Here is a 12,193-nt window from a genome sequence, read left to right on the forward strand (position 1 = left end):
GTAGTTTGTGGTTGTATGTAAACTTGACTTATATTTGCATTTTAGTTGCATAAACAACCTTTTAAAAAACTGTTATGAAAATACTCGTTTGTATAAGCAAAACGCCTGATACCACGGCAAAAATAGCTTTCGCAGATAACAATACGAAATTTGCTACTGATGGTGTGCAATGGATTATAAATCCGTATGATGAGTGGTATGCATTAGTAAGAGCTATTGAATTGAAAGAAGCAGATGCTAGTACTGTGTTACATTTGGTAAATGTGGGTGGTGCTGATAGCGAACCAATTATTCGTAAAGCTTTAGCATTAGGTGGCGATGAAGCCATTCGTGTAAACAGTGAAAATGCGGATAGCTTTAACATCGCTTCACAAATTGCAGCTATTGCAAAAGATGGCAATTACGATTTAATTTTTACAGGTAAAGAAACAATAGATTACAACGGTTCATCTATTGGTGCTATGGTAGCGGAGTTGTTAGATTTACCATACATTTCACATGCTACTAAATTTACTTTAGATGGTACCAACGCTACCGTAGTAAGAGAAATTGAAGGTGGTGAAGAAACTGATAAAGCAGCTTTACCATTGGTAGTAAGCTGTCAAAAAGGTATGGCCGAACAACGTATACCCAATATGAAAGGCATTATGGGTGCTCGTACAAAACCTTTAAAAGTTGTTGAACCTGTAGCTGCTGAAAGCTACACCACTGTTGCCTCATTTGATTTGCCGCCTGCAAAAGCTGGTGTTAAATTAGTAAGTGCTGATAACCCTGAGGAGTTGGTAAGATTATTACATGAAGAAGCAAAAGTATTTTAATTAACACATTAAATTATCCATTTTATGGTACTCGTATTTATAGATCAAGCAGCAGGACATATAAAAAAATCATCGTTTGAAGCCGCTAGTTATGCAGCTAAAGTTGCTGAATTAACAGGCACAACCGCTGAAGCCATTATTTTAGGTACTGTGGCCGATGACCTTTCACAATTAGGTAATTATGGTATTACGAAAGTACATACCGTAGCTGATGCATCATTAAATAATTTTGACGCACAAGTATATACCAAAATTATTACTGCAGCGGCTGAAAATGCAGATGTAATTGTGTTTTCACAAAACACTACCGGCAAAGCAGTAGCACCTCGTTTGAGTGTGCGTTTGAAAGCTGGTTTGGTTTCTGGCGCTGCTGCATTACCTGAACTTAGTAATGGTTTTACAGTTAAGAAAACCGTATTTAGTGGTAAAGCATTTGCCAACATTACTGTTACAACTGCAAAGAAAATTATTGCATTGAACCCTAATGCATACGGTGTTATAACTACTGGCGGTAGTGCCGAAGTGGTTCCATTTAATGCAACGATTGATGCTGCAAAAGTTACAGTTGAAAGTGTTGATTTAGTAAAAGGTGAAGTACCATTAGGCGAAGCTGATATTGTGGTAAGTGGTGGTAGAGGCTTAAAAGGGCCTGAAAACTGGGGTATGATTACTGACCTAGCACATTTATTAGGTGCAGCAACAGCTTGCAGTCGCCCAGTAGCGGATATTCACTGGCGCCCACATCATGAGCATGTAGGACAAACAGGTTTAGCCATTGCCCCTAATTTATACATCGCAGTAGGTATTTCAGGTGCTATTCAACATTTAGCAGGTGTTAATAGAAGCAAAACCATTGTAGTTATTAATAAAGACCCTGAAGCACCTTTCTTTAAAGCGGCTGATTATGGTATTGTGGGTGATGCTTTTGAAGTAATGCCTAAAATAATTGATGCCGTAAAAAAACTAAAAGCATCTTAATATTTTTCAACATAAATTTTAAGCCTTTCTATTCATTTAGGAAGGCTTTATTTTTTATATTTGCCCTTTAAGAAATTTCATGAAAAAAATAGAGTTAGAAATAGTGGCATTATCGCACAGTATTACGCAAACACAATCGTATGCAGTGGTATTGGGTGAAGTAAATGGCTTAAGACGTTTACCTATTGTTATTGGCGGCTTTGAAGCACAAGCGATTGCTGTTGCATTGGAACGTATGAACCCGAGCAGGCCTTTAACACATGATTTGATGAAGAACTTTATGATGGCCTTTAATGTTGATATGCATGAAATTGTTATCAACGATTTACAAGAAGGTATTTTTTATTCGAAATTAGTTTGTAGCTCCAATAACGATACGGTTGAAATTGATTCACGTACTTCTGATGCCTTGGCATTAGCAGTTCGTTTTGGTTGCCCTATTTATACCTATGAAAATATTTTAGACCAAGCAGGTGTGTTGATGGATGATGAAATGCGTACCGTTGATGAACCAACATTTAGCAGCAGTACCAACACCAATGCACCATCATCATCTAACAAAAGCAACGATAACCTACGTTCGTTAAGTATTGATGAGTTGAATGCACTTTTAGCGGAGGTTTTAGAAAATGAAGATTACATCAAAGCAATTGCTATTAGAGATGAATTAAAAACCAGGGGCAACAATTAAATTCACTGGTAAAAAAATCACAAACACATGCTGGCTTTTCCCAACTGTAAAATAAATATTGGTTTAAATATAGTGGGCAAAAGAGTTGATGGTTTTCATGATATTGAAACCATCTTCTACCCCATTGCCATTAAAGATGCGGTAGAAATAGTTGAAACGCCACAAAATAGTGATAGTATTACATTTACTTCTACCGGTTTACAAATAGATGGTAGTACAGCTGATAACCTTTGTGTAAAAGCATACCATTTATTAAAAAACGAATACCCACAAATAAGCACTGTTCATTTACATCTCCATAAAAATATTCCTTTAGGGGCAGGCTTAGGTGGTGGTTCAGCAGATGCAACAGCCGTTTTGCAAATGCTCAACCAACTATACCAATTGAATTTGGGTAATGAAAAGCTCATGCAGTATGCATTACAACTGGGTAGTGACTGTCCGTTTTTTGTTTTAAACCAACCTTCATTTGCTACGGGCCGTGGTGAAATACTTACCCCAACAACTATTGATTTATCGGGTTATCATTTTGTAATAGTAAACCCTAGTATTCATGTAAATACTGGTGCCGCTTTTAAAGCATTAAATGTTGCCGCGATGGGCAGTAAAAATTTGCAAGAAAATGTACAGGCTGATATAACTACTTGGAAAAACACGATTGTTAATGATTTTGAAGTTCCGGTGTTTCAACAACACCCTGCCATAGCAATTATTAAAGAAACACTGTATCAACAAGGTGCCATTTACAGTGCCATGAGTGGCAGTGGCAGTACTGTTTTTGGTATTTTTAAAGATGCTCCTTCTTTAAATAATTTTAAATTTCCTGCACATTACTTTTGTGAAGTCGTTTAAAATAATATCTTTGAACTATCAAGTACACAACTAACATACTACATTTTTTAAGCAGCAATTTAGATTTGCTCAATCATCGAAGTTAAGCTTCCTCCACCTTCCTATGCAGGAAGGTTATACTTACGTACTCCAAATTTCACTTTACATTTTTAAAAACTTAATACAATGAGTGCAGTGTTGCATGCAACTGAATCGCCGGCTACTGATTATTTTATTTCATTAGAAGATAAATATGGTGCCCACAATTACCATCCTTTACCGGTAGTGCTAAAAAAAGGGAAAGGCGTTCATTTGTGGGATGTTGATGATAAACAATACTATGATTTTTTGAGTGGTTACTCAGCTGTAAATCAAGGGCATTGTCACCCCAAAATTATTGATGTGCTTATTGAACAAGCACAAACACTCACCTTAACATCAAGGGCATTTTACAATGACCAACTAGGTGAATATGAAAAATTCATCACCAGTTATTTTGGGTACGATAAAGTTTTGCCCATGAACACAGGTGTGGAAGCTGTTGAAACTGCCATAAAACTGAGCAGAAGATGGGGTTACCAAGTAAAAGGTATTGCCGAAAACCAAGCAAAAGTGGTGGTTTGTAACGATAATTTTCATGGTAGAACATTAGGGGTAATTTCTTATAGCACCGATGAATCATCACGTCATCATTTTGGTCCGTTTTTACCGGGGTTTATTCAAGTACCGTACAATAATATTGAAGCTTTAGAAAAAGCTTTTCAAGATGAAACTGTTGCTGCATTTATGTTTGAGCCAATACAAGGTGAAGCAGGTGTAGTGGTACCTAACGTTGGGTATTATGCAAAAGTGCGACAACTTTGTAACAAATACAACGTATTAATGGTGGCAGATGAAATTCAATCTGGCCTCTGCCGTACTGGTCATTTATTAGCCATTTGTGAAGAAGGTGTACATGCCGATATTTTAATTTTAGGCAAAGCACTAAGCGGTGGCACCATACCAATAAGTGCTGTATTATGTAATGATGAAGTGATGATGACCATTAAACCAGGTGAACATGGTAGCACTTATGGAGGAAATCCGTTAGCATGTAAAATTGCCATTGCTGCTTTAACAGTGCTGAAAGATGAAAATATGGCTGCTAATTCCCATAAAATGGGGATTTTATTTAGAAACGAACTATCAAAAATTGAATCGCCTTTTATCAAAACAATTAGAGGGAAGGGATTGCTGAATGCCATCGTAATTGATCATCACAATAAAGAAGCGGCATGGGAACTTTGTATTGAAATGAAAAATAATGGTTTATTAGCAAAGCCTACCCATGGCGATAAAATTCGTTTTGCTCCACCATTAATCATTACAGAAACGCAAATATTAGAAGCCGTAACGATTATTAAAAAAAGCTTACGTATTTTAGAGCAACTTTAAATTTATATAATGGACACCCATTTACACCACAATACCCATCAACATACCGAAGAACATCTTGAAAGTTCAGACTTTTTAAGAGATGTTGTAATAGGTATGAGTGATGGCTTAACGGTACCATTTGCATTAGCAGCAGGCCTTAGCGGTGCTGTTGCTAGCAGCAACATCATTGTAATTGCAGGCATTGCTGAAATAGCTGCTGGTAGTATTGCGATGGGTTTAGGTGGATATTTATCGGGTAAAACAGAGCAAGACCATTACACCAATGAAGAAAAACGTGAACACTTTGAAGTTGAAAATTTAAGAGAGAGAGAAATAGAAGAAACCAAAGAATTTTTTGCCAATATTGGCCTAAGTAAAGAAGTACAAGAACAAGCTACCGAAGAAATTGCCCGTGATAAAGATCGCTGGGTATCGTTTATGATGAAGTATGAACTAGGTTTAGATAAACCTGACCCTAAACGTGCTACCAAAAGTGCCTTGAACATTGGCATATCATACATTGTTGGAGGTATCATACCATTGAGTCCTTATTTTTTTACAGAAAACGCAATTGATGGTTTAAAATATTCAGCAATAGCAACACTGATATGCTTATTCATTTTTGGATATGTAAAAAGTAAAATGACAGGTGTAAAACCACTTTGGGGTGCATTAAGGGTAACACTAATTGGCGCTACGGCTGCTGCAGCCGCATTTGGCGTTGCAAAATTATTTGATTAAAATAGGCTATACCACATTTTGAAAAGCGTTTTATTGAAATTGATAAAACGCTTTTTATTTTAATGCTGCTGCTGTAAGTAATCGACTTATGTTACGTATTAACGCTAACTAATTAAAAACAAACATGAAAAAATCAATATTATTCTTATTACTATCCGTAATTACATTATCAAGCATGGCACAAGCTAACATCGCATACCCTAGTGGTTTATCTGTTGGAGAAAAAGCACCCATGTTTGCAGCAAAAGATCAAAATGGAAATATGGTTGATGTACAATCACTTTTAAAAAAAGGGCCTGTAGTGGTAATTTTTTATAGAGGACAATGGTGCCCATATTGTAACCAACAGTTAAAGAAAGTGAGTGATTCACTATCATTTATCACTGCCAAAGGCGCATCAGTTGTAACGGTTACACCCGAGAGTGCAGTCAACATTAGTAAAACCATTGAAAAAACAAAAGCTACTTATGCCATTATAGAAGACAAAGGTTTAAGTATCATGAAAAGCTACAAAGTAAATTTTTTGGTAGATGATAACACGGTTACCAAATACAAAGGTTATGGTGTTGATTTTGCAACAGTAAATGGCGACAATGGCGCTAATTTACCTGTACCTGCTACCTACATTATAGCAAAAGATGGTACTATTAAATATCGCTTTTTTAACACTGATTACAGGGCTAGGGCCAGTGTAAATGATATTATCAATCATTTGTAATAAACCACAAATTATCCAAATGAATTTACCAAAAGCGCCATCAAATTATGATGGCGCTTTTAAAATTTATGCAGTAAAAGTTGCGGTGGCATTAATGGTTTTATCTAAATCATCATAACGCAATGCATTGTTTAAAAACCAACTTTCAAAAGGTGAAGGTGGCAAATAAATACCTTGCGCTAGCATATGATGAAAATATTTTTTAAACAATTCATTATTACAAGCTGCAGCATCTGCAAAATTATTTACCTCATTATTTGTAAAATGCACACTAATCATACTGCCAAGTTGATTGATTGTAACGGGTATGTTTTTATCAATAAAAACTTTGGCCAAACCATCTTTTAAATAAACAGTTTTTGCGTTTAGCTCAGTATACAAATCATCATTCGTATTCAATTCATTCAACAAGGTATACCCAGCAATCATAGCAATAGGGTTACCACTTAATGTGCCTGCTTGGTATACTTTACCCAATGGCGCTACACACTCCATAATAGCTTGTTTTCCACCAAAAGCACCAACGGGCATACCTGCGCCAATTACTTTACCATAAGTAACCAAATCAGCGTTTATGTTTAATAATTGTTGTGCACCGCCTTTTGCTAATCTAAAGCCCGTCATCACTTCATCAAAAATTAATACGATGTTTTCATCATCGCAAATTTTTCTGAGTCCTTCTAAAAAACCAGGCGCAGGTAAAATACAACCCATGTTACCAGCTACGGGTTCTACTATAATGGCAGCAATTTCATTTTTATGTAATGCCACTAAATGTTGCACTGCTTCTAAATCGTTATAAGCTACAGTTAAAGTATCGTTGGCTACTGCTTCACTTACACCGGGTACCGTTTCAATACCCAATGTAGCCATGCCACTACCCCCTTTTACCAAAAAAGCATCTGCATGGCCATGATAACAACCTTCAAACTTGATGAATTTATTTTTACCAGTATACCCACGTGCAACACGTAGTGCACTCATACAAGCTTCTGTACCGCTGCTCGTCATCCTTATTAAATCAACATTGGGTGCCATTGATTTAATTAAGGCTGCCATATTAATTTCTAATTCGGTAGGTGCGCCATAACTAGTGCCTAATGTAGCTTGCTGTTGAATGGCATTAATAACAGGTTCATATGCATGCCCCAAAATCATTGGTCCCCATGAGGCGATGTAATCAATATATTGTTTATCATCAGCATCATACAAATAAGCACCGTTTGCTTTTTTAATAAATATGGGGTTACCACCTACACTTTTAAAAGCCCTTACGGGTGAATTAACGCCCCCGGGTATATGAAGTTGCGCCTTGGCAAATAAAATATCGTTTTGAGATGACATTGATTATGCGTTTATAATTTTAATAAAATCTTTTGCAAAGTAACTAGCAATAAGGCTTGCACCAGCTCTTTTGATGGAAGTGATTGATTCTATAATGGCTTTTTCTTCATTTAACCAACCTTTTTCTGCTGCAGCTTTTATCATAGCATATTCGCCACTTACTTGGTATACACTAATGGGTACATGAATTTGGGTGGCAAGTTTTTGTACAATATCTAAATAAGGTAAACCAGGTTTTACCATTACAATATCTGCACCTTCTTCAATATCTAACAAGGTTTCTCTAACAGCTTCATTGCTATTAGCTACATCCATTTGATATGTTTTTTTATCACCAAATCCTGGTGCACTATCTAAAGCATCTCTAAAAGGGCCATAAAAGCAACTAGCATATTTAGCGCTATAACTCATTATACCCGTATTGGTAAAATTATTTTCTTCTAATGCCTTACGAATGGCGCCAATACGGCCATCCATCATATCACTTGGTGCAACAAAATCAGCTCCAGCTTGTGCATGGCTTACACTCATTTTTGCCAGCACTTCAACAGTAGCATCGTTTACAATTTGATTGTTTTCAACAATTCCATCATGGCCATAACTAGAAAAAGGATCTAGGGCAATATCCGTCATTACACACATTTCAGGCACCGCATCTTTAATTGCACGAATACTTCTTTGCATTAAACCATTGGGGTTTAATGCTTCGGTACCTTTATTATCTTTTAATGCATCATCACACTTAATAAATAATAGTATACATTTCACACCCATAGCATACAACTGTTTTACTTCTGCAACCGTATTATCTAAACTTAAACGATAGTAATTAGTCATTGAGCTAATTTCTTCACGTACATTACTACCTTCTACAATAAATAATGGTACAATAAAATCGTTGGGTGTTACTACTGTTTCAGCTACCATACTACGTATAGCAGGTGATTGACGTAATATTCTATTTCGCTTTTGCAAATACATTTTAAAAAAGTTTAAAGTTGTAACCAATTTTTTGGTTGCAGCAATATTGCTTGCAACGCCGCTTCTGCACTATCTTTTGGAGGATGATATTCATAATCGAACCTTACTGTTGGTGGTAAACTCATTAAAATACTCTCGGTACGACCGTTAGTATGTAAACCAAAAAGGGTTCCCCTATCATGCACCAAATTAAATTCAACATACCTGCCTCTTCTTATTTGTTGCCAGTACTTTTGTGCATCTGTAAAAGTATCATCTTTATGTTTAGTAGCGATGGTTAAATAAGATGTTTCGAAAATATAACCACAAGCTTTAGCAAATGATAACCAATCAGCAGCTGTCATATTAAAATTACCATTGCGTTGGTAATCATAAAAAATACCACCAACACCCCTGCACTCATTATTACGATGTTTGTTTACAAAATAGGTATCGCAATGATGTTTAAATTGAGGATATAAATCAACATGAAATTGATTACAAATAGTTTGGTAAGATTGATGAAAATGCACTACATCATCTTCAAACAAATAATAAGGCGTTAAATCAGTACCACCGCCAAACCAGCTATCTATCACTTCATGTTGTGCATCATACAATTCAAAATAACGGTAATTAAAATGTACCGTTGGCACCATAGGATTAATAGGATGTAATACCGAACTAATGCCACAAGCAAACCATTTTTCGCCTTCAATTTTTAATTGCTTACGCATATTATCCGTAACATCACCAAATACTATACTGGTATTAACACCACCTTTTTCAAACACCGCACCATTGGCAATAATACGTGTAATGCCACCACCACCTTCTGCTCTTTGCCAAACATCTTCTTTAAAAATAGCCGCACCATCTACTTGCTCAATTGCAGCACAAAGGTGATTTTGCAAACCATGAATAAAGTCGATAAACTGTTGTTTGATAGACTCTTCGTTACCTAACATCGTTGTTATTTTGCGTTATATTCTTTAATAGCATCTACAAATGCCCTTGCATGATCAACCGGAATATTAGGTGTTATACCATGACCTAAATTAGCAATGTAATGTTGAACACCAAAAGCATCAATCATTTTATGAGCTTCTTTCTTAATATCAGCTGGCGCCATCATTAACTTTGCAGGGTCAAAACTACCTTGTAATGTAGTATGCTTACCTGCAAACGAACGAGCCATGGCAGGCGGTATACACCAGTCAACCCCCACAGCAGCACCAGTTGCAGCCATCGCTTCAATAGCATACCAACTTCCTTTAGCAAACACAATTACCGGACAATGCGGTTGAACCGCAGCTACAATTTGTTTAATGTACGGCAATGCGAATGCTTCAAAATCTGCTGGACTTAATAAACCACTCCAACTATCAAATAACTGTACAACATCAGCACCAGCCTTTGATTGTGCAATTAAATACTCGATGGTGGTATCAGTAATCATTTGCATAAGTTGGTGTGCTAATGCAGGTTGTGTAAAACAAAATGATTTAGCTTCATCAAACGTTTTACTGCCTTTACCTTGTACCATGTAACAAAGTAATGTAAAAGGAGCACCAGCAAAACCTATTAAAGGCACACGACCATCTAGTGTTTTTTTCGTAAGTGTTAACGCATCCATTACATAATGTAATTGATCGTTCACATCAGGCTTCACAATACGTTTTAAATCATCAACTGATTTTATAGGTGCTGGTAATGAAGGGCCTTTACCTTCTTCCATTAATACTTCTAAACCCATTGCTTGCGGTACCACCAAAATATCTGAAAAAATAATGGCAGCATCTACCCCAACAATATCAACTGGTTGTAAGGTTATTTCACAAACTAACTCAGGTGTTTGGCAACGGGTAAAAAAATCATATTTTCTTCTAAGCACCATGTATTCTGGTAAATAACGACCTGCTTGACGCATCATCCAAACTGGGGGTCTACTCAATTGTTCACCTCTTAACGCTTGTAAAAGTAAATCGTTTTTCAAATTACTACTCGTTGCGTTGCCAGTAGTATTTACTGATGGAATCATAATTATGCTATCTTTTTATTATAGAATTGGTATACACAAGTTGCAATAGCCTCTTGTGAAGGTTGTGCAGCAACAATTGCTTGTCGTGCAATTTTTTGCTGTAAATGTTGTGCAGTTGTATCGCCTATACAAAAACAGGCAGTTACCGCTGCAATGGTATTTTTTAATAAATAACTATCAATGGCTGATGGACTAAAAAACAACAGCCCATCAATAGGTTCGTTGATTGAAAGTGGCGTTAATATTGATTCATACAAAACCACTTCATTTACCAAAACATTATTTTGTTGTAAGTGATGTTGTAAATCATCTCTCCTATGATCGCCACAAAAAAATGTAACGGCTTCAATATTTTTATCTGCCGTAATTAATCGAGCTAAAGCAAGTGCATTTTCTGCAACGCCTTCAATGGTAATATTAGAAAGTTGTTTAGCTGCAATAAGTGTTTGGCCACTTAAACAATAAACCCTTTTGTATGTTGGTGCAATAAAAAAATGCTGTACATTTTCAATATAAGCTTTAACAGCATTTACACTTGTAAAAACGATGACCTCATCAGCAACATTAATACAACTTGATTTTTCAAAATTGACAATGTTTTTAAAACTAATAAAAGACTCATCTATCACATTAAAATGATGTTGTTGTAAATCATTTTTTACTGCAGGCAATAATTTTTTTGTTGATAATATGGTTGCTTGCGTAATCAATTTATTTTGATATTTTGAATACCTTTTTGAACCATAAGAGTAGCTGCTTCTGTTGCCACCAATTGTTGTTGTTCCAAAGGTGTTTTTACTATTACAGTAATTTCATCTTTACCATCGATAGCCGTAACGTTACCTGTAAAAGAAATAATACCGTTTTCTATTGCCGCAAATGCACCAATTGGTGTTGCACAACCTCCCATTAAAGCCCTTAAAAAATCTCTTTCAATATGCGTACAAATAGCTGTGTGCTCATCATGTAAGCCTGCACATGCTTTCAGTACTTGTTCATCATTCTCTCTACAAATAACCACCATCGCCCCTTGTGCTGGTGCTGGTAACATCCATGGTAAAGGCAACTGCGGCCCAGTAATTGATTCTGTTAAACCCAACCGCTCTAAACCAGCAGCCGCAAATATGGCAGCATCCCAATCAGCTGCATGTAGCTTTTCTATACGTGTTATAACATTACCTCTTATATTATCAATGGTTGATAATGGAAACGCATGCAACCATTGTGCCTTACGGCGTATACTACTTGTTGCAATGTGTATGGGAAGTTGTTGGGTGGTTTTATTATTTATAGCATTGGCTACATTGTTACGAGTTGTTTCATTTTTAAAAACCAATACATCTAAAGGATTATCTCTTTTGAGTATGGCTGCAATTTGTAAGCCTGCTGCTAATTGCGTTGGCACATCTTTAAATGAATGTACAGCAATATCAATTTCATTATTGAGCAAAGCAATATCTAACGCTTTTGTAAAAATACCTTGTACACCTACTTCGTATAATGGTGTGGTTAAGTTAATATCGCCTTCACTTTTTATAAAATGAAGTTGATTGGCTAAATGGTTAGCTGTTAAAAAATCACTTACTTTTTGGGCTTGCCAAGTAGCTAACTTACTGTCTCTTGTACCTATTTTTAAATGGTTGGATTGATTCATT

13 protein-coding genes are annotated in these 12,193 nt (G+C 36.1%); 7 read left to right on the plus strand and 6 right to left on the minus strand.

All coding sequences use genetic code 11. The features are described 5' to 3' along the window. Window positions 1-74: 74 nt before the first annotated feature. The 7 genes from ACFOWM_RS02540 to ACFOWM_RS02570 all read left to right on the plus strand — a co-directional run bounded on the left by ACFOWM_RS02540 (window position 75) and on the right by ACFOWM_RS02570 (window position 6,193). Window positions 75-818, plus strand: coding sequence for an electron transfer flavoprotein subunit beta/FixA family protein (locus tag ACFOWM_RS02540; RefSeq protein ID WP_379706666.1), 744 nt, complete (start codon window positions 75-77; stop codon window positions 816-818). 24 nt (window positions 819-842) lie between these two features. Next, window positions 843-1,796, plus strand: coding sequence for an electron transfer flavoprotein subunit alpha/FixB family protein (locus tag ACFOWM_RS02545; RefSeq protein WP_379706668.1), 954 nt, complete (start codon window positions 843-845; stop codon window positions 1,794-1,796). A 79-nt stretch (window positions 1,797-1,875) separates the two neighbouring features. Next, the gene (locus ACFOWM_RS02550) at window positions 1,876-2,487 is read left to right on the plus strand and encodes a bifunctional nuclease family protein (protein ID WP_379706670.1); all 612 of its coding nucleotides are present in this window, start codon (window positions 1,876-1,878) and stop codon (window positions 2,485-2,487) included. A gap of 27 nt (window positions 2,488-2,514) precedes the next feature. Next, a complete protein-coding gene (locus ACFOWM_RS02555; protein ID WP_379706672.1) occupies window positions 2,515-3,339 on the plus strand; it encodes a 4-(cytidine 5'-diphospho)-2-C-methyl-D-erythritol kinase in 825 nt (274 codons plus the stop codon). A 165-nt stretch (window positions 3,340-3,504) separates the two neighbouring features. Further along, complete coding sequence (gene rocD / locus ACFOWM_RS02560) at window positions 3,505-4,752, plus strand: ornithine--oxo-acid transaminase (protein ID WP_379706674.1); 1,248 nt, start codon at window positions 3,505-3,507, stop codon at window positions 4,750-4,752. Between the two features lie 9 nt (window positions 4,753-4,761). Further along, window positions 4,762-5,475, plus strand: coding sequence for a VIT1/CCC1 transporter family protein (locus tag ACFOWM_RS02565; protein WP_379706676.1), 714 nt, complete (start codon window positions 4,762-4,764; stop codon window positions 5,473-5,475). Between the two features lie 124 nt (window positions 5,476-5,599). Then, on the plus strand, window positions 5,600-6,193 hold the full coding sequence (locus ACFOWM_RS02570; protein ID WP_379706678.1) for a peroxiredoxin-like family protein: 594 nt from the start codon (window positions 5,600-5,602) through the stop codon (window positions 6,191-6,193). 66 nt (window positions 6,194-6,259) lie between these two features. On the opposite strand, the gene hemL is transcribed toward ACFOWM_RS02570, so the two are convergent. The 6 genes from hemL to hemC are packed head-to-tail and all read right to left on the minus strand — an operon-like array spanning window position 6,260 to window position 12,192. Next, a complete protein-coding gene (gene hemL, locus ACFOWM_RS02575) occupies window positions 6,260-7,537 on the minus strand; it encodes a glutamate-1-semialdehyde 2,1-aminomutase (protein ID WP_379706680.1) in 1,278 nt (425 codons plus the stop codon). A gap of 3 nt (window positions 7,538-7,540) precedes the next feature. Next, window positions 7,541-8,518, minus strand: a complete 978-nt coding sequence (gene hemB, locus ACFOWM_RS02580) for a porphobilinogen synthase (protein ID WP_379706682.1) — start codon at window positions 8,516-8,518, stop codon at window positions 7,541-7,543. A gap of 11 nt (window positions 8,519-8,529) precedes the next feature. Further along, window positions 8,530-9,465 carry an oxygen-dependent coproporphyrinogen oxidase gene (gene hemF / locus ACFOWM_RS02585; RefSeq protein WP_379706684.1) on the minus strand — a complete coding sequence of 312 codons (936 nt, stop codon included), beginning with the start codon at window positions 9,463-9,465 and terminating at the stop codon, window positions 8,530-8,532. A gap of 5 nt (window positions 9,466-9,470) precedes the next feature. After that, window positions 9,471-10,538, minus strand: coding sequence for a uroporphyrinogen decarboxylase (hemE, locus tag ACFOWM_RS02590; RefSeq protein ID WP_379706686.1), 1,068 nt, complete (start codon window positions 10,536-10,538; stop codon window positions 9,471-9,473). 2 nt (window positions 10,539-10,540) lie between these two features. Then, window positions 10,541-11,248, minus strand: a complete 708-nt coding sequence (locus ACFOWM_RS02595; protein WP_379706688.1) for a uroporphyrinogen-III synthase — start codon at window positions 11,246-11,248, stop codon at window positions 10,541-10,543. Further along, window positions 11,245-12,192 carry a hydroxymethylbilane synthase gene (gene hemC, locus ACFOWM_RS02600; protein WP_379706689.1) on the minus strand — a complete coding sequence of 316 codons (948 nt, stop codon included), beginning with the start codon at window positions 12,190-12,192 and terminating at the stop codon, window positions 11,245-11,247. Before hemC ends, ACFOWM_RS02595 begins: the two co-directional genes overlap by 4 nt. Window position 12,193 lies beyond the last annotated feature (1 nt).

The sequence above is a fragment of the Ferruginibacter yonginensis genome (assembly GCF_042651465.1).
Lineage (GTDB): Bacteria > Bacteroidota > Bacteroidia > Chitinophagales > Chitinophagaceae > Ferruginibacter > Ferruginibacter yonginensis.